The sequence below is a fragment of the Mucilaginibacter gracilis genome (genome assembly GCF_003633615.1).
In the GTDB taxonomy this organism is placed as follows: Bacteria; Bacteroidota; Bacteroidia; order Sphingobacteriales; family Sphingobacteriaceae; genus Mucilaginibacter; species Mucilaginibacter gracilis.
The window spans coordinates 6,373,812-6,391,350 of the sequence record NZ_RBKU01000001.1 but is presented as its reverse complement, the minus strand read 5'-3'; the positions used below and the strand labels follow the sequence as shown (position 1 = coordinate 6,391,350).

Sequence of the window (17,539 nt, the reverse complement as noted above, 5' to 3'; positions counted from 1 at the left end):
GCGGCAAATTCATCGCCTACATTATCCTCATTTGCACATTTACTCATTTACTCATCTGCACACCTGCACATTGGTTATTACTTCAGCAAATTATTCGCCTTAATATAATCAACAAAAGCGGTTGAAAATTCTGCCGAGCCTTTGTTGTTGAGGTGAAATTCGTCGGAAAATTTTTCGGCGTGGTAATTGAAACGGGTATCAGCCGAGTAATCTAAAAAAGTAACGTTGGGGTAGCTTTTGGCGATGGTGGCTACCAGGTTTCTTTCCAGTGTTTGGTTGTCAAGTGCAAAGGGTTCTTTTAAAAGCGTGGGCGATATTATCACTATGGTTTTAATGTTGTTTTTGGCTGTGTTATCTAAAAAGCGTTTAAAATAGGCTATGCCTTTATCTTCGGCAACTTCTTTTTTTACTTTGATGCGCAAGTAACGGGCTTGCATACGCTCTTTATATTCGGCAAGGTAAGCGGGCGTCATCACACCGTATAGAGGCAGGTAACCGCTGCTATCCTTTTTTACTTTGCCGGGGAACAAAGCGTTGGTAGCCAAAATAAATATGGATGAATTGTATGGATAAACCTTCGAAAATAGCTTATACTGCTCAAAAGGACTTATCTCGCTGATGTATTTTATCAGTTCAGGATGCTTATCGCAATAAGGCAGTAAAATGGTAAGTTTCTCGTATTTGGATTCGTTAATGGCCAGTTCCCAGGGGTTAATATCCAGGATAGCCAGTTTTGGTTTGTGGCGGTTAAAGTCAACTTCCTGTACGGCTGCTGCGTAGGGTATCATTTGCCCATCGCGACCGGAATTATAACAGCTTAAACCTAAGCCCTTGGCTATAATTGGCGATGAATAATGCCTTACCGCGCGCGAACTGCCAAATATCATAACATCCTGCCGGGCACTATCAATAGCGTAGGTGGTTTGGCTAAACTGGCCCACGCGTTGTTTAAAGTAAACGGTTTTAAATGCAAAACCCAATATACGGTCCATAACAATTAAAAGCACGCAAAAGGCGGCTAAGCGGAGCAGAAATTTGATAACGAGTCGTTGTGTCATTAAAATTGAAAATAAATAAACTGGCCTCCGTTAAACACGCCCAATATCAGTATCAAAAATACCGTTACCGCTACCGAGCCCCAACGGACTACAATATTGTGTGAGGTATAAAAGTTGAACTTTTGCGGCATGTACTCCATTTTGTATTCTACAGCAAACAAAATAGCGATAGCCAATAACGAGTGGGCGAAGTTGCTTATACCATCGCCAAAAAACGGCGCTGCGCCAAAGCTTTTTAGGTTACTTATCAGGGTAAAGGCATCGGCTACAGAATTGGCCCTGAAAAATATCCAGGCGAAGGTTACAAAGGTAATGGTGAGGGCTATATTGCCCATGCGCATTAAGGTGGCATAAAATTCGTTTTCGGGCGTTTTGCGCAGGTAGGGTTTAATAATAACGTAAACTACCGAATAAAAACCATGCAAGGCACCCCAAACTATATAGGTGTAATTTGCGCCGTGCCATATACCGCTAACCAAAAAGATGATGAAAAGGTTAAGGTAACGCCTGCCGGTTGATACCTTGCTGCCGCCAAGGGGGATATACAAATAATCGCGGAACCAGGTTGAAAGGGAGATGTGCCATCTGCGCCAAAAATCCTGAATGTTGGTTGCAAAGTAAGGGCGGTTAAAGTTTTTCATCAAATCAAACCCCATGGTTTTGGCGCAGCCTATGGCAATATCGGTATAGCCCGAAAAATCGCAATAAATTTGAACCGCAAAAAACAGGGATGCTATAACGATGGTTGAACCGTTATGCAGATCGGGATTGTTATAAACCGAACTTACGTAGATAGACAGCCTGTCGGCAATAACTAGCTTTTTAAAAAATCCCCACAGCATCATTTTTAAACCCGATACCATAAGGTTGTAATTAAACGGGTATTTGGTATGCATTTGGTACAAAATGTTTTGTGGCCGCTCAATTGGCCCGGCCACCAATTGCGGATAAAACATAACGTATAAGCTGTAAATGCCAAAATGTTTTTCGGCCTTTTGGTTGCCACGGTACACCTCAATGGTGTAACTCATGGCCTGGAAAGTGTGGAACGATAAACCTATGGGCAGCAAAATGCTTAAATAGGGGATGGGATTATGGTAATTGAATTTTGTAAAAAGGTAATCGATATTGAGATTGATAAAGTTGAAGTATTTAAAAACGGCCAATATGCCTATGTTGGCAAATAAACTTGCCATTAAAAGTAATTTGCGCCTTCGCGGATCTTGCGCGCGCTCGATATAGATACCGGCAAAATAGTCGATAACGATAGTGAAGCCTAATATTAAAATGTAAATTGGCACAAATGCCATGTAGAAGTAACAACTGGCAGCCAGCAAAATTACCCACCTGAATTTATACGGGAAGGCAAAATATAAAACTGTAACAAGTATGTAAAAGAGGGCAAAATCAATAGAGTTAAATAACATACTGCTTTAAAAGGGATTTAATATGGTGCAAAATAATCAATTTATCTACATAAGCCAATAAATACTTTTTACGCGTACACCGACGAAAAAGATTTATTTATCATGAAATATATTGCGCCTAAGCTTGTTGTTTTTAAGTTTTGGTTTTGCACTCTTTGAGCACAAAAAAGCCGGAAGTGTTAACTACCGGCCTGTATATATGTTGAATGAAAGTATCACCGTAAGGTATAACTTTCTGGATGGAGCAGGGTATATTTCCTCCCTGCAAGGGAATAAATACTAATTATTAACCTGCGTAACCGAACCCGAACCTATTTTGGTGCTGTTTACAGTGGCGTTGCCGCTATATTGTACCGAACCCGAACCTACAATGCGTGACGATAATTGTTTATCGGCTGAAATATAAACATCGCCCGAGCCGGATATAACTATGCTGCTGGTTTGCGTGTTAAGGTTTTTACCATTCATGCTGCCCGAGCCGGTAATTACCAGGCTGGCGCTGTTGGTTTTACCATTAAGGTTAATGCTTCCCGATCCGCTTATTACGGCCGAAACATCGTCGGCTTTAACGCCTGTGCTAATACTGCCCGAGCCACTCAATACGGCTCTGAATTTTGATGTACCGATGGTGCCATCAACCTTAATTGAACCCGACCCGCTATTGATTAACGTTGAAAGGGATTTTGCGGTGATGTAAACATCAACTTTTTGATTTTTGTAGTTATCACTGTTCCAAAAATGCTCGTTTTTGTTCTTGATTTTTAGGGTTCCGTTTTCAACTATGGTTTCTATTTCGTTGATAATATCATCGGGCGCGGTAATTTTGAGAGTTTCGGTACCATCTATTTTAACATGAATATTGAACGCACCAGATGAGGCTATACTTGAAAAGCCGGATACAGAACGGGTTTGATTGCCCGCGAGGGCGGTTGATAAAGAGCCCGCGGTAATAACTGCAATGCAAAGAAATTTAACAAACTGTGTTTTCATGATGGGTTGGTTTTACAATAAGATGCGATGAGAAATGAAAAGGTTACACAAAATTTTATAAAAAAGTAATTTTGGCCATTACCATTAATCTGCAACAATTTTATTTAAAACTCAAGTGCAAGCCATGCTTAATTAGTGGTTTGATGATGCGCCGGATTTAAAGTGCAATAAAAACTTATTTTACCTAAAAAAAACCTGCTTTCGCCGAAAAGTTTATGGTTATTTGAAATAAGTAACCGATTTTTATGGCATGGCAAAACAACCCATTATTACAGTAAAAAATTTAGTTAAAAAATACGGCGATTTTACCGCCGTTAATGATATTAGTTTTGAAGTTTACGAGGGTGAAATATTTGGATTACTTGGCCCCAATGGTGCCGGCAAAACTACCACGCTGGAGATTATAGAAACGCTGCGCGATAAAACATCGGGCGAAATAATTGTTGATGGTTTTTCGATAGATAAGGATGCGGGGAGCATTAAAAAGCGTATTGGTGTGCAATTACAGGCCGCCGGGTATTATCCTAATTTAAATTTGTCGGAACTGATTGATCTGTTTTCGGGGCTATATGGGGTTAAGGTAACTGCATTGGCCATGCTGGAAAAGGTATCGTTAACGGATAAAGCCAAGGCTAAATATAAAGAACTTTCGGGCGGGCAAAAGCAGCGGTTTTCGATAGCTACTACGTTAATTAATAACCCGCGCATAGTGTTTTTAGATGAGCCAACCACCGGGCTTGACCCGCAAGCGCGCCGCAACCTTTGGGACCTGATACGCGAAATACGCGACAATGGTACAACCGTTGTAATAACTACCCATTATATGGACGAGGCCGAAATATTGTGCGACCGCGTAGCTTTTGTTGACGGCGGTAACATTATAGGCATTAACACGCCGGATAATTTTATTGACGAACTGGTGGCCACCGGCTTTGAGCGCGAAAAGCAAGTTAAAAAAGCTAACCTGGAAGATGTTTTTATCAACAAAACAGGTAAGGCACTGCGCGAAGAATAGTAAGGCACAAGGTTCAAAAATAGAAGGTCAGCCAATCCCCACTAATTATATTCAACAATTTCAAACATCAATACCCTAAATGGATCAATCATACAGTAATTTGAATGCTACGCTTGCCATTGCTAAGGCAAGTTTCCGGTCAATTATGCGCAGCCCGTCGGCTGTGGTATTTAGTTTGGCTTTCCCGCTCATATTTATTACCGTTTTTGCCAATATCGGTAGCAGCGGCGTTACAGTAGATGTGGCCGTTGCCAAAACCTGCGATACCACCAATGTTGTTTATAACGTGCTAAAAAAAGTACCCGTTGTACACCTCATTAAAAGCCAAACCACTGCCCAAATGGCTACCAGCCTATCAAGGGGAGATATTGCAGCTATTATTGATATTAAAAAAAACTTTAAGGGCGAAGGAGTTACCATCTATCCGCCTTTATCCGCCCTGCCTGCTAAAGCAGGCCCGGCCTTTGTGCTTAATGTGCAGTACTCTAACGCATCGGCACAAAAGGGAGATATTTTTAAATCGTTACTTAACAACGTGCTTTACCAGGTAAATAGTTTTGCAGGTGGCATGGCGCCGCCCGCCGTTGCGCAAGTACACCAAACTACCATAAAAGGCCGCGAGTATAAATACATCGATTTTTTATTGCCGGGTATGCTGGGCTTTTCGCTATTAAGCAGCGGCGTTTTTGGTACTGCGTTTGTGTTTTTAAGCCTGCGCCTTACCTTAGTTGTTAAACGTTTTTTTGCTACACCGGTAAAAAGATACAGCATTGTACTTGGCGAAATGCTGGCGCGGTTAGTGTTTTCGTTACTGGGAGCCTTGTTTATTATTATGGTTGGGCATTACGTGTTTGGCTTTACATTAATACACGGCGTAACAACAGTGCTTAATATGATGGTACTGGCCACCATTGGGCTCATTATATTTATGGGCTTTGGCTTCATTATATCGGGCATTGCTAAAAACGAAAGCAGCGTTCCTCCAATTTCAAATATTATTACCATGCCCCAGTTTTTGCTGTCGGGCACTTTCTTTTCGGCATCGGCGTTCCCGGTATGGTTGCAATACATTAGTAAGGTTTTGCCCTTAACGTATTTAAATACCGCTATGCGCGAGGTTGCTTTTGAAGGCGCAGGCCTGGGCGATGTAACCCACCAATTACTTATACTGGGAGCTTGGTTTATCGGTATTTACGCTGTTGCGGTTAAAACGTTTAAATGGGAGTAGGGGGGAGAATCAAGAAGTAAGAGGCAGGAATCAAGAAGTAAGAATCAAGAATCAAGAGGCAGGAATCAAGAAGTAAGAATCAAGAATCAAGAGGCAGGAATCAAGAAGTAAGAATCAAGAAGCGAGATGTAAGAATCAAGATTTTGTCTTGTCTCTTGATTCTTACTTCTTGATTCTTACCCTGCCTCTTACATCTCGCTTACTGCCTCTTCTCCGCGCCCAATAATACCTTAGTGTAAATTATACACAAAATAATTGTAATCATTGCTGTAAATGGTGGGGTAATTGCCAAAGTTTTTATAATTTAGCAGCCGTAGTAATTTATTTAGGGTGTTTACTCAAAAACAGTCTGGAATAGATAATAACCTTTAACCCAATAAATAAAATAAAAATGAGTATTATAATTAACGTTCACGCCCGCCAGATACTGGATTCGCGCGGTAACCCAACTATCGAAGTTGAAGTATTAACAGAAAATGGCGCTTTGGGCCGTGCGGCTGTTCCGTCGGGAGCATCAACCGGTGTTCACGAAGCTGTTGAACTGCGTGACGATGATAAAAAAGTATATATGGGTAAAGGCGTTTTAAAAGCCGTTGCTAACGTTAACGATATAATTGCCCCTGCTTTAAAAGGTTTTGACGTTTTTGAACAAAACGCGATTGACAAGCTGATGATTGACCTTGACGGTACAGCTAACAAGAGTAAACTGGGTGCCAATGCTATTTTAGGTGTTTCGCTTGCTGCTGCTAAAGCTGCCGCACAAGAGAGCCGCCAGCCGCTATACCGCTACGTTGGTGGTGTAAACGCTAACACATTGCCTATCCCGATGATGAATATTGTGAACGGTGGTTCGCACTCTGATGCTCCTATTGCTTTCCAGGAGTTTATGATTATGCCTGTGGGTGCTCCTTCTTTCTCGGAAGCATTGCGTTGGGGAACCGAAGTTTTCCATAACCTGAAAAAGATATTACACGACCGTGGTTTATCAACCGCAGTTGGCGACGAAGGTGGTTTTGCCCCAACTTTTGAAGGTACCGAAGATGGTGTTGAAACTATTTTAAAAGCTATTGAAAAAGCAGGTTACAAACCAGGTGTTGATATTTACATTGCATTTGATTGTGCCGCATCTGAATTTTACAAAGATGGTAAATACGATTACACCAAATTTGAAGGTGATAAAGGCGTAATACGCACCAGCGCAGAGCAGGTTGAATATTTAGCTCAATTGGTTGAAAAATATCCTGTTATATCTATTGAAGACGGTATGGCCGAAGACGATTGGGATGGCTGGAAATTATTAACCGAGAAACTGGGCAGCAAAGTGCAGTTAGTGGGCGACGATTTATTTGTTACTAACGTGTTGCGCTTACAAACCGGCATTGATAAAGATACTGCAAACTCTATATTGGTAAAAGTAAACCAAATTGGTACTTTAACCGAAACTATTAACGCGGTATCATTAGCGCAAACCAATGGTTATACTTCGGTAATGAGCCATCGCTCGGGCGAGACTGAGGATGCTACCATCGCTGATTTAGCTGTGGCGTTGAATTGCGGTCAGATTAAAACCGGCTCGGCTTCACGCTCAGACCGGATAGCTAAATACAATCAGTTATTACGTATTGAAGAGGAGTTAGGTGCCAATGCAAAATTTATTGGTAAGAACTTTAAATACGCTAAGAAGTAATATCAGAATTCTCAGAATAAAAGAATTTTCAGAATAGAAAAACCTGTCGAATTTTCGGCAGGTTTTTTGTTTCTTCCATTTTTCATATATTATAGTAGAAGGTAAGCAAATTGAAACCGATGGAAAGAAAAATGGCGATGGTAGTTAACCAGGTTAGCATGGATGACGAAGATCATTTAGACGTGGCTTTTTGGTTGGGCAAAACTTTTGCAGAGAGGTTGGCTGAAGTTACCCGTTTGAGAATAAACTACTATACGTGGTTAAACGGCTCTTATCCTGAAAAAATCGCAAAGGTTGTTACTTCACGAAGCCTATAATGTTTGAAAAGGATTTTATTGCTAATAAACAGCCAATCGGTAGGGCGAAGGATTTAGGCGATATGCAGGGGATCAGAAAATCGAGGTCTAATAAATAGTTTTATGGATTTTTTTGAAATAAAGGGAAATGGTGGACATTTAAAAATTACCTTCCAAAAGGTTTTTGGATTTCCTGATACAACAACCCATTTCGGCGGTTACGATGTGGAGGCTGATATTATGATGGCATCACATGGTTTTTCAGTCAGCTCACCGATATGGGTTACAACCGGCGAACTTTTCAATTTGTATAACTCTCTGTCTAAATGCAATAGTGAGGTAAAAGGAAATATTACATTTGAAAACTATGAACATAATTTAAAGATAGATGTTAGCTACGATTTATTAGGACATGTGAACATTAAAGGTGTTTTTAAACATAATCGAGAATTATACAATAGCCTAACTTTTGAATTTATTTCTGATCAATCTTACATTCAATCTACTTTACAGCAATTACGTTCGATAGTAGAATTTTACGGTGGAATGAAAGGTGTTAAGTAACATCCCAAATAAAAACCATATCTTTGCAGCAACATAAGCGAATTGCTTATATCCGCACTTAACCGGCTCTGATTTATACCAAATCTCATTTCCTTTTATAGAGCGGGAACTTTACATTAAAAATATTACATGTCATTCCAGGATCTAAAATTAATTGAGCCTATCCTCAAGGCCCTAAAACACGAGGGATATACTACGCCAACTCCTATTCAGGAGCAATCAATACCTATTATATTAAACCGTAAAGACCTATTGGGTTGCGCCCAAACGGGTACCGGTAAAACGGCGGCTTTTGCTATACCTATTTTGCAGATACTGCATGCCGATAAGGTGCAAAACCCTACTTCAAAAGCTATCAAAACATTGATACTAACCCCAACACGTGAGTTAGCTATTCAAATTGACGAAAGCTTTGCCGCTTATGGCCGCCACACTGGCTTAAAGCATCTGGTAATTTTTGGTGGTGTATCGCAGCATCACCAAGTTGAGGCTTTAAAACGTGGTATTGATATTTTGGTTGCCACGCCAGGCCGTTTATTGGATTTGGTTCAGCAGAAATTTGTTCATCTGGATCAGATCAAGATATTGGTTTTGGACGAAGCCGACCGCATGCTTGATATGGGTTTTGTTAACGATGTGAGAAAGGTAATTGCCAAATTGCCTTTTAAACGCCAAACGCTGTTTTTCTCGGCAACTATGCCTAAAGAGATACAGGCTTTAGCGGATAGCATTTTAAACAGCCCTGAAAAGGTTGAGGTTGCGCCGGTGTCGTCAACCGCGGATACTATTAACCAAAGCATATTTTTTGTGGAGAAGAACGACAAAAAGGCTTTGCTTAACCATATTTTAAAAGATAAAAACATTGCTACCGCATTGGTATTTACCCGTACCAAGCATGGCGCCGATAAGGTGGTTAAAGATTTGATTAAGGTTGGCATTACATCCGAAGCTATACATGGCAATAAATCGCAAAATGCAAGGCAACGGGCTTTAACCAATTTTAAAAACCGTAGCACCCGTGTTTTGGTTGCCACCGATATTGCAGCACGTGGTATTGATATTGACGAACTGACACACGTTATTAACTACGAATTACCTAACGTGCCCGAAACTTATGTACACCGTATTGGCCGTACAGGCAGGGCAGGGGCAAGCGGTATAGCTTTGTCTTTCTGCGATTCGGACGAGGGTGAGTTTTTGTATGATATTCATAAACTGATTGGTAAGGTTATCCCGGTGGATGATTCGCACCCATACCCAATGAAGGCGCCACATTTAGGCCCTGCACCGAAGGGTAGCAGTCCGAAAAAAGGTGGAGGCGGTGGTGGCCCACGCGGCGGCGGCGCAAGTGCCGGACGTGGCGGTGCCAAAAAGCACGGCGAATTTAGGAGCAGAGCGCGCAGGGATTAAAATATTTCTTACAATATCCCCCCGGCTAATTATTGAGTGATTGATTTTTGAGTGATTGAGTCATTAGTTATTGAGTTATTAGTTATTGAGCGATTGATTTTTGAGTGATTGAGTTATTGGTTTTCGATATTTAGAAAATTGCTTAACCGTATCAATAAAGAGTTGTTAATATTTTTGGACTATATGGAGAAATCTTTTTCGTGAGGTTGGGCAAGCAATTGTGTTTCCCGGAAAAGATTTCTCTCTTTTAGTTCGTTCTAAATAATAACCGTTTTTGTTTGTATTAGCGCCTGTATGTTAATAAGTTAATAACCCTAACTTGCAAACTCTAATTTTTTGAAATATTTTTAACACGGTTTTTATTAATTTAGTTGAATGAAACGATTAATTGATTTATTTAAAAATAAATTTTTCCTGGTTACCATCGCTTTTGCGGTATGGATGATTTTTTTAGATAAAGATGATCTGTATTCGCAATATACCAAACACAACCAGGTTGTTGAGCTTGAAAAACAACGCGATTTTTTGCTCAAAGAAACCCACCAGGTTAGCAAAGACCTCGACGAGCTAAACTCCAATCCCGAAAAACTGGAAAAATTTGCCCGCGAAAAATACCTCATGAAAAAAGATAATGAGGATATTTTTGTAATAGTTAGGAAGAAGAAGGAGGAATAGCAAATGCGGGTAAAAGTAAGATTTCTGCTTATCGCAATGTCTTTATTTACGGCATGTACTCATACTTCTACTAAACAGGTTATAAAATTATCTGCCGAGCCCGAATTTAAAATTGAGAATGATAATGCCAAGATCTGTGACACCTGTGAAACTGTGATTGTTGCAGAGCATATTGAATCCACAGGGAGTAGTGATCTACAGAACGATAGCGGTATTGTTTATATGCCAAATAAGGTGATTTTGAAAGTTCGCCATAGTGTAGATTCCCTAAGGCACATTCCTAACCGGGATACCATGTTTTCCGGCCCCGGTTCGTTTTTAAATTCGGGTGACCTGAAATTGGCCAAAAGAAATAATTTTTATAAGCTTTGGCCCGATACCATCCAATTTAAGGATTATTACAAAGTTTATCGTTTAAAAGGGAAAATAACTGATTGTTTTGTTACTGACGGCAATTTCGTAAGACTGATATTTAAAATGGAGAGCTATCATGAACTTGATACAACGTATGTAAAACGGATGATGGAAATTAATTATGCTAAGCGACATAAAGAATTTTTGTTGACACACAAAAACTGATTTGATGTTCCGGGTTCTGTCCCCACCCCTCCGTCTCATCTTACAATTCTCCTTCTCGTTTGCGTGCAAACCATTCTGCACTTAATAGCACAAGTACTAAAACAAATACCCATTTCTCATCTACCAAATCGCGGTAGGTTTTGTCGTCGTAAACAATGGTTTTGATGCTTTCGTTTTTGCGGATGAGGGCGGCGAGTTGGTTAATTTGCGATGACATGAGCATTTGGCCGCCATTTTCTTTGGCTAAGGTGTACAGCAGGTGATGGTCGGCGGCGCTTTGGCGGGTTTCGGCGTTGAGGGCTTTAACGGCAAGTTGCCCGGTGGCGGTAAGGGCTTTGTCGCCGGGTTTTGTACTTGCGGTGTAGGTGTATTCGTCGGGCGGGAGCGCACCGGCATTTAGTTGGTAACTCTGGCCGTTACGGGTAAATATAAAGCTAAAGGTTTTCCCGGATTTGCCTTTCAGGTCAATTTTAACGTCAGGCGTATTAATCAGTTCAAGTGCATCGTTGTACAATTCGGCGTTTAGCAATACATCCTCACTTTCGTCGAACACGTTTTTTGCAGGATAAACGCGAAAATGGCTCCTATCGCCTTTGGCGGTTAGGTATTGTACCGATTGGCTCAGTAATTCGTTAACGGCGTTGTGGCTGCCTGTGGTGGCAAATTCTGCCAGTCGCCATTTCCAAATGCCTTCGGCAGTAAGTACGGCTGTGCGTACACCAGCGTCTTCGCCAAAAGCTAATAAAGGGTACGAGGTTTCAACACTGCCTATTTTTTGTTTCAATAAAACCGACTGCGCCGATGGCGCGCTGTAATTGCCAAAAGGAGCAACTAAGGGCGGCAGTAGGGCAAGCTCCCGGCGCGTAGAATCAGACAGGGTAAAGGCCGAAAAATCCGCTTTAGGCGATGCAAAAACTTCCTGCATATCCGTCCGCGAGGTATTGATCTGGATAATTTTTTGTGCTTTATTTAACTGCTGTATATCTGTTTGTGCACCTGCTACATACCAAACCGGTATTTTTAATTTTGCCAACTGGCTTTGCAGTGTTGACGGAAAAGCAGATGCCGACGCCGGTAACTGGTACAATATCGCAAGGCTATAAGTACTTAATTTGCCCAGGTCGGCATCGGTAACTAAACTGGTTTTTACCTCGTAGTTTCGGTTACTTTCCAGCGAAAGTTTGATGGCGCTTATATCCGGGTGGGGGCCGTTGTAAAGCAGCAGTATTTTTTGTTTGGTATCTAAAACCTCAACATAAATGATTTCGGTATTGTTAAGGGTTGATATTTCGTTGGCAATGGCTTGCAGGCTAATGGTGAATTTGTGTACACCTTTTTTATCGGCATGTAGCTTTAGGGGTATTACCTTACGGAAGTCGTTTGTTGTTACAGCAATGGTTTGGTTGGCTACCGGCGCGCCATCTTCGCTTACGGTTAGGCGCATGTTTTCGGCTTGGGCCTGGTAGGCTTCTGCTAAAACTTCCATTTCAAAATCGTTACCTAAAAAGGCGGTTTTGTTGTAGTTAACGTTGGCTATCAGTAAATCGCGCCGGGGAGTGGTGTCGCCTAAAGCAATGGTGTAAATATTGGTTTTTAAGTTACGCGCCCCGTACTGCGGACTGCTGCCTTTGTTATAAAGGCCGTCGGTAGCTAAAACCAGGGCACCAATGTTTTGGTTAGAAAACCTATCGGTTAAACCACGTATAGCTGCCGAAATATCGGTTTGTTTACCATTGAATGATTTTGATAGGCTATCTTTTAAATCGGCGGAGAAATTGAATTCGCGCACGTCGTAATCAGCACCAAGGGCTTGTTTAATATCGCCAAGCTGGCTAACAAACTTTTGAGCATCAAAATTGGCAGGCTTAAAGAGCTGTATAGACGAGGAGTTATCCTGCAAAAGCAACACCAGGGGTTTTTGAGGGCGGCTGCTAACGGTTTTAATAAGTGGCGATAGCAGTAGTACTGCGATTGTGGCTACTGCTAATGCCCGCAACACGCTTAAAACGTTACGCGCAAAAGGGTTTATACTATTAGGTTGCCTGTAAAGCAACCATGCATAAAGCACACCGAGGGCAAGGCAAGCCAAAACCCACCACCCCGAAACCGACTCCCAGCTTAAAGAAAACAAAAACAGCATATCGTTTTGTAAATATGCTGTTTTTTATTTTAACCTCAAGTTTTTTTAGCTTTAAGCTACAAGCCGCAAGCTTTAAGCTATAAACCTATAACTTGCAGCTTAAAGCTTGCGGCTTGTAGTTCCATTATAACATTCCGCCGTCAACAGGGATAACCTGGCCGGTGATGTAGGATGCCATATCCGAAGCCAGGAAAACGCAGGCATTGGCCACATCTTCGGGCATGCCACCACGTTTTAAAGGTATGCCGGCTTCCCAGCCTTCAACTACTTTAGGGTCCAGCACGTCGGTCATTTCGGTTTTAATAAAGCCCGGTGCAACTACGTTTGTACGGATATTGCGCGAACCTAATTCTTTAGCGATAGATTTGGAGAAACCAATAATACCGGCCTTTGATGCCGCATAATTGCCCTGCCCCGCATTACCCTGCACACCAACAACCGAGCTTAAATTAATGAATACACCAAAACGGTTTTTCATCATAATTTTTGAAGCTACCTTGGTGGTGTTGAAAACCGATTTTAGGTTAACGTTAATTACCTCGTCCCAGTTTTCTTCGGTCATGCGCATCAGTAAACCATCTTTGGTAATACCGGCGTTGTTAACTACTATGTGTAAAGTGCCAAAATCGGCAACAATGTCGTTAATCAGTTTTTCGGCTTCTTCAAATTTAGAAGCATCCGAGCGGTAGCCTTTTACTTTGGTGCCAAAATGTTGTAATTCCTGCTCCAGTGCCAATCCTTTTTCAACCGACGATAAATAGGTAAAGGCCACATTAGCGCCATGTTCGGCAAATTTTTCGGCTATCTTGCGGCCTATGCCTTTTGATGCACCGGTAATTAATGCCGTTTTTCCTTCGAGTAATTTCATGCAAATAATAGAGTATGTTATTGAGGGCGTGAAGTTAGGATTTTTTGAGATATTATTTTAATCGCAGGAGTAGTATGAGATAGCTACCTTTCCGTTCTTCAAATCCTGTATTTTGATGTTAGTAGCCGCATCAGGGCAAAACAATGATGCTTGTTCGAATAATATACCGTCCTGGTAGCTTATGTTGTTAAGATACAAGTTAACATCAATGCAGCCATCGCTTGCCAGTTCGGTTTCAATTATTCCATTTTTATAGGTTTTTGTAGTATTAACCTGTGATAATTTTTTAACTGTGGTTTTTTTAATAGTTACTTTTGGCGTACCGTATATTCGTTTCAAATAAGCCTCGTCCGGTTCAAAATCCATCCCTGTTTTTTTAAAACATGGCATTTTTGATAAGTATCCGCTAAACACAAAGCCCACCTGGTTTTTGTATTTAATCTTTACCCATTGTCCCTTTAAAACAAGCGGCTGTTTAATTTCGGCGCCCTTAATGGAGATTGAAATTGGTGCGGTGGTAGCTCCATCATCTACCGTAATAAATTCGCCATAAGGTATCAGCAGCAATTGTTTGCCGTTTACCTTTTCATAAACAGGCAAACCATGTACCGCCCATACATTTAACACATCGCCTTTTTTTAAAGGTGAAGACGCAAACAGACCGAAGGCCTGAAATAACAAAATGATAAAAAAGTATTTTTTCATGAGGTTGATTATTGATGGTTTGAAATTATCATTTTCCAGTCAATTATTGAGGTGGTAACCAGTTAAAATTAAGGTATTTGTTTTTTGTTAAATTAACGCTCAATATTCGGTTTTTTACTTTCATATCCGCTTTAAAAATCGCTACTTTTGCGGCTCTTAAAAACACCATTCATGAGTAGTTCTGTAGCTATAAAAAATGCACTAATTTCTGTTTACTATAAAGATAACCTTGAGCCCATAATTTTGGAGCTAAATCGCCTGGGCGTTAAAATATATTCAACCGGTGGTACCGAAGATTTTATACGTGGTTTAGGTGTTGATGTAATAGCTGTTGAAGACCTTACTTCGTACCCATCCATATTAGGTGGTCGCGTTAAAACGCTGCATCCCAAAGTATTTGGTGGTATTTTGGCCCGCCGCAGCTTTGAAGGCGACCAACAACAACTGGCACAATATGAGATACCGGAGATTGATTTGGTAATTGTTGATTTGTACCCTTTTGAAGAAACTGTAAAATCGGGAGCGGGACATGATGACGTGATTGAGAAGATAGACATTGGCGGTATTTCGCTGATACGTGCCGCTGCTAAAAATTATAAAGACGTAACCATAGTTGCATCAAAAGATGACTACGCCGAACTGGAAAATATCCTGAAAACTCAAAACGGTGAAACAACGATAGACCAGCGCCGCGCATTTGCAAAGCAGGCTTTCAACATATCATCGCATTACGATAGCGCTATTTTTAACTACTTTAACCAGGACTTTACCGAACCTGTATTTAAACAGAGCATACAAAAAAGTCAGGTTTTACGTTACGGCGAAAACCCTCACCAAAAGGGTATTTTCTACGGCAATTTAGATGCTATGTTTACCAAGTTAAACGGTAAAGAGTTATCGTACAACAACCTGGTTGATGTTGATGCCGCCGTGGCTTTAATAGATGAGTTTACCGAGCCAACTATAGCCATATTAAAACATACCAACGCATGCGGCGTAGCTTCGCGGTCGTTTATTAAAGAAGCCTGGCTGGATGCGCTGGCCTGCGACCCGGTTTCGGCTTTTGGCGGTGTAATTATTGCCAACGAAGAGATTAACGAAGAAACTGCTGCCGAAATAAGCAAACTGTTTTTTGAGGTTTTAATAGCCCCCGCTTACACTAACGAAGCTTTGGTTTATTTAACCGAAAAAAAGAACCGTATAATACTAATACGTAACCAGGTAGAGCTGCCCGTTAAGCAATTTAAAACCTTACTTAACGGTGTAATAGAACAAGATAAAGACGCGGTTATTGAAGGGCCCGACCAAATGAAACCGGTTACACAAAAGCAGCCGACCGAACTTGAACTGCGCGACTTGTTTTTTGCCAACAAAGTGGTAAAACATACCAAATCAAACACCATTGTTTTTGCTAAAAATAATACACTGATAGCAAGTGGCGTTGGCCAAACATCGCGTGTTGATTCGTTAAAACAGGCTATTGTTAAGGCCGAAGCTTTCGGTTTTGATTTGAATGGTGCTGTAATGGCATCGGATGCATTTTTTCCGTTTAATGATTGTGTTGAAATTGCCGCTGATGCCGGAATTACTGCTATATTGCAACCTGGCGGTTCCATAAAAGATCAGGATTCGATAAAGATGGCCGATGACAAGGGTATATCAATGGTAATGACCGGGGTACGCCACTTTAAACATTAATTTTACAGTACCAAAACAATAACTTTGTTATTGCATTAAATGTTGTAGAGAAGTTTTTTTTTACAAACTTTGCAAATTATTTGAAACATAACTGACATGGGTCTTTTTAATTTTTTTACGCAAGAAATTGCCATTGATTTAGGTACCGCTAACACGCTTATTATACATAATGATAAAGTTGTTGTTGACGAACCATCCATCGTTGCCTTTGACCGCACCACAAACAAGGTGATTGCCATTGGCCGTCAGGCTATGCAAATGGAAGGTAAAACGCACGACAACATACGCACCGTTCGCCCGCTTAAAGATGGCGTTATTGCCGATTTTAACGCTGCAGAGCACATGATACGCGGAATGATCCGCATGATAAATAAAGGTAAGGGCTGGGTTTTCCCGTCGTTGCGGATGGTGATCTGCATCCCATCGGGTATAACCGAGGTTGAGAAACGCGCCGTGCGCGATTCGGCGGAAATTGCAGGTGCCAAAGAAGTATATCTGATACACGAACCTATGGCCGCAGCAGTGGGTATAGGTATTGATGTGGAAGAACCAATGGGCAACATGATTATTGATATCGGTGGTGGTACTACCGAGATTGCTGTAATTGCACTTTCGGGTATCGTTTGCGATCAATCTATCCGCGTAGCCGGTGATAATTTTGACTCGGATATTGTTCAATACATCCGCAGGCAACATAACATTATGATTGGCGACCGTACTGCCGAGAAAATTAAAATAGAAGTTGGTGCCGCGTTACCTGAATTGGTTGAACCACCAACTGATTTTGCAGTACAGGGCCGCGATTTAATGACCGGTGTACCTAAACAAATTACGGTATCGTATACCGAAATAGCTCATTGCCTTGATAAATCAATCTCCAAAATAGAAGAAGCTATTTTAAAGGCTTTGGAAATTACTCCCCCAGAGCTATCTGCCGATATTTATCAAACCGGTATTTATTTAACTGGTGGTGGTGCTTTACTGCGTGGCCTTGATAAACGTATTGCAGCCAAAACCAAACTGCCTGTGCATGTTGCCGAAGATCCATTGCGTGCAGTAGTGCGCGGAACAGGCATAGCACTTAAAAATATCGGTACATTTAAGTTTTTGATGCAATAATTTTTTTATTGGGTTATTAGTTAATAAGTTAGTACCGTTGTTGATAACCCTATACCCCAATAATATAACAGATAAAAGAA

General features: G+C 41.1%; 16 protein-coding genes. 10 read left to right on the top strand and 6 right to left on the bottom strand.

Annotated elements, in window-relative coordinates:
• Nucleotides 1–77: 77 nt before the first annotated feature.
• The 3 genes from BDD43_RS28540 to BDD43_RS28530 form a co-directional block, all read right to left on the bottom strand.
• A complete protein-coding gene (locus BDD43_RS28540) occupies nucleotides 78–1,058 on the bottom strand; it encodes a hypothetical protein (protein WP_121201623.1) in 981 nt (326 codons plus the stop codon).
• The gene (locus tag BDD43_RS28535) at nucleotides 1,058–2,485 is read right to left on the bottom strand and encodes an MBOAT family O-acyltransferase (protein WP_121201622.1); all 1,428 of its coding nucleotides are present in this window, start codon (nucleotides 2,483–2,485) and stop codon (nucleotides 1,058–1,060) included. The genes BDD43_RS28540 and BDD43_RS28535 overlap by 1 nt, the downstream gene beginning before the upstream one ends.
• A gap of 279 nt (nucleotides 2,486–2,764) precedes the next feature.
• The gene (locus BDD43_RS28530; RefSeq protein ID WP_121201621.1) at nucleotides 2,765–3,475 is read right to left on the bottom strand and encodes a head GIN domain-containing protein; all 711 of its coding nucleotides are present in this window, start codon (nucleotides 3,473–3,475) and stop codon (nucleotides 2,765–2,767) included.
• A 250-nt stretch (nucleotides 3,476–3,725) separates the two neighbouring features.
• Between BDD43_RS28530 and BDD43_RS28525 the strand changes: the two genes are divergently transcribed.
• From BDD43_RS28525 to BDD43_RS28490, 8 genes are all read left to right on the top strand, one after another.
• Nucleotides 3,726–4,490 carry an ABC transporter ATP-binding protein gene (locus BDD43_RS28525; RefSeq protein ID WP_121201620.1) on the top strand — a complete coding sequence of 255 codons (765 nt, stop codon included), beginning with the start codon at nucleotides 3,726–3,728 and terminating at the stop codon, nucleotides 4,488–4,490.
• 79 nt (nucleotides 4,491–4,569) lie between these two features.
• On the top strand, nucleotides 4,570–5,718 hold the full coding sequence (locus BDD43_RS28520; RefSeq protein ID WP_121201619.1) for an ABC transporter permease: 1,149 nt from the start codon (nucleotides 4,570–4,572) through the stop codon (nucleotides 5,716–5,718).
• 391 nt (nucleotides 5,719–6,109) lie between these two features.
• Nucleotides 6,110–7,405, top strand: a complete 1,296-nt coding sequence (gene eno / locus BDD43_RS28515; protein ID WP_121201618.1) for a phosphopyruvate hydratase — start codon at nucleotides 6,110–6,112, stop codon at nucleotides 7,403–7,405.
• Nucleotides 7,406–7,524: 119 nt separating this feature from the next.
• The gene (locus BDD43_RS28510; protein WP_121201617.1) at nucleotides 7,525–7,722 is read left to right on the top strand and encodes a hypothetical protein; all 198 of its coding nucleotides are present in this window, start codon (nucleotides 7,525–7,527) and stop codon (nucleotides 7,720–7,722) included.
• Between the two features lie 102 nt (nucleotides 7,723–7,824).
• The gene (locus tag BDD43_RS28505; RefSeq protein ID WP_121201616.1) at nucleotides 7,825–8,265 is read left to right on the top strand and encodes a WapI family immunity protein; all 441 of its coding nucleotides are present in this window, start codon (nucleotides 7,825–7,827) and stop codon (nucleotides 8,263–8,265) included.
• Nucleotides 8,266–8,394: 129 nt separating this feature from the next.
• Nucleotides 8,395–9,675 carry a DEAD/DEAH box helicase gene (locus tag BDD43_RS28500; protein ID WP_121201615.1) on the top strand — a complete coding sequence of 427 codons (1,281 nt, stop codon included), beginning with the start codon at nucleotides 8,395–8,397 and terminating at the stop codon, nucleotides 9,673–9,675.
• A gap of 375 nt (nucleotides 9,676–10,050) precedes the next feature.
• On the top strand, nucleotides 10,051–10,350 hold the full coding sequence (locus BDD43_RS28495) for an FtsB family cell division protein (protein WP_121201614.1): 300 nt from the start codon (nucleotides 10,051–10,053) through the stop codon (nucleotides 10,348–10,350).
• A gap of 36 nt (nucleotides 10,351–10,386) precedes the next feature.
• Entirely contained in the window at nucleotides 10,387–10,929 is a 543-nt protein-coding gene (locus tag BDD43_RS28490; protein WP_147425762.1) for a hypothetical protein, read from the top strand.
• 40 nt (nucleotides 10,930–10,969) lie between these two features.
• Here the strand turns inward: BDD43_RS28490 and BDD43_RS28485 are convergent, their stop codons facing one another.
• The 3 genes from BDD43_RS28485 to BDD43_RS28475 all read right to left on the bottom strand — a co-directional run bounded on the left by BDD43_RS28485 (nucleotide 10,970) and on the right by BDD43_RS28475 (nucleotide 14,642).
• Nucleotides 10,970–13,069 carry a vWA domain-containing protein gene (locus BDD43_RS28485; RefSeq protein ID WP_121201612.1) on the bottom strand — a complete coding sequence of 700 codons (2,100 nt, stop codon included), beginning with the start codon at nucleotides 13,067–13,069 and terminating at the stop codon, nucleotides 10,970–10,972.
• 124 nt (nucleotides 13,070–13,193) lie between these two features.
• Complete coding sequence (gene fabG / locus BDD43_RS28480) at nucleotides 13,194–13,937, bottom strand: 3-oxoacyl-[acyl-carrier-protein] reductase (protein ID WP_121201611.1); 744 nt, start codon at nucleotides 13,935–13,937, stop codon at nucleotides 13,194–13,196.
• 57 nt (nucleotides 13,938–13,994) lie between these two features.
• The gene (locus tag BDD43_RS28475; RefSeq protein ID WP_121201610.1) at nucleotides 13,995–14,642 is read right to left on the bottom strand and encodes a hypothetical protein; all 648 of its coding nucleotides are present in this window, start codon (nucleotides 14,640–14,642) and stop codon (nucleotides 13,995–13,997) included.
• Between the two features lie 171 nt (nucleotides 14,643–14,813).
• Between BDD43_RS28475 and purH the strand changes: the two genes are divergently transcribed.
• Both purH and BDD43_RS28465 read left to right on the top strand, forming a co-directional pair.
• Nucleotides 14,814–16,340, top strand: a complete 1,527-nt coding sequence (gene purH / locus BDD43_RS28470; RefSeq protein WP_121201609.1) for a bifunctional phosphoribosylaminoimidazolecarboxamide formyltransferase/IMP cyclohydrolase — start codon at nucleotides 14,814–14,816, stop codon at nucleotides 16,338–16,340.
• Nucleotides 16,341–16,436: 96 nt separating this feature from the next.
• Complete coding sequence (locus BDD43_RS28465; RefSeq protein ID WP_121201608.1) at nucleotides 16,437–17,459, top strand: rod shape-determining protein; 1,023 nt, start codon at nucleotides 16,437–16,439, stop codon at nucleotides 17,457–17,459.
• Nucleotides 17,460–17,539 lie beyond the last annotated feature (80 nt).

Bases quoted from the DNA above. Each gene is read 5' to 3' on its own strand.
- BDD43_RS28540 (WP_121201623.1), bottom strand. From the start codon at position 1,058: ATGACACAACGACTCGTTATCAAATTTCTGCTCCGCTTAGCCGCCTTT.
- BDD43_RS28535 (WP_121201622.1), bottom strand. From the start codon at position 2,485: ATGTTATTTAACTCTATTGATTTTGCCCTCTTTTACATACTTGTTACA.
- BDD43_RS28530 (WP_121201621.1), bottom strand. From the start codon at position 3,475: ATGAAAACACAGTTTGTTAAATTTCTTTGCATTGCAGTTATTACCGCG.
- BDD43_RS28525 (WP_121201620.1), top strand. From the start codon at position 3,726: ATGGCAAAACAACCCATTATTACAGTAAAAAATTTAGTTAAAAAATAC.
- BDD43_RS28520 (WP_121201619.1), top strand. From the start codon at position 4,570: ATGGATCAATCATACAGTAATTTGAATGCTACGCTTGCCATTGCTAAG.
- eno (WP_121201618.1), top strand. From the start codon at position 6,110: ATGAGTATTATAATTAACGTTCACGCCCGCCAGATACTGGATTCGCGC.
- BDD43_RS28510 (WP_121201617.1), top strand. From the start codon at position 7,525: ATGGAAAGAAAAATGGCGATGGTAGTTAACCAGGTTAGCATGGATGAC.
- BDD43_RS28505 (WP_121201616.1), top strand. From the start codon at position 7,825: ATGGATTTTTTTGAAATAAAGGGAAATGGTGGACATTTAAAAATTACC.
- BDD43_RS28500 (WP_121201615.1), top strand. From the start codon at position 8,395: ATGTCATTCCAGGATCTAAAATTAATTGAGCCTATCCTCAAGGCCCTA.
- BDD43_RS28495 (WP_121201614.1), top strand. From the start codon at position 10,051: ATGAAACGATTAATTGATTTATTTAAAAATAAATTTTTCCTGGTTACC.
- BDD43_RS28490 (WP_147425762.1), top strand. From the start codon at position 10,387: ATGTCTTTATTTACGGCATGTACTCATACTTCTACTAAACAGGTTATA.
- BDD43_RS28485 (WP_121201612.1), bottom strand. From the start codon at position 13,069: ATGCTGTTTTTGTTTTCTTTAAGCTGGGAGTCGGTTTCGGGGTGGTGG.
- fabG (WP_121201611.1), bottom strand. From the start codon at position 13,937: ATGAAATTACTCGAAGGAAAAACGGCATTAATTACCGGTGCATCAAAA.
- BDD43_RS28475 (WP_121201610.1), bottom strand. From the start codon at position 14,642: ATGAAAAAATACTTTTTTATCATTTTGTTATTTCAGGCCTTCGGTCTG.
- purH (WP_121201609.1), top strand. From the start codon at position 14,814: ATGAGTAGTTCTGTAGCTATAAAAAATGCACTAATTTCTGTTTACTAT.
- BDD43_RS28465 (WP_121201608.1), top strand. From the start codon at position 16,437: ATGGGTCTTTTTAATTTTTTTACGCAAGAAATTGCCATTGATTTAGGT.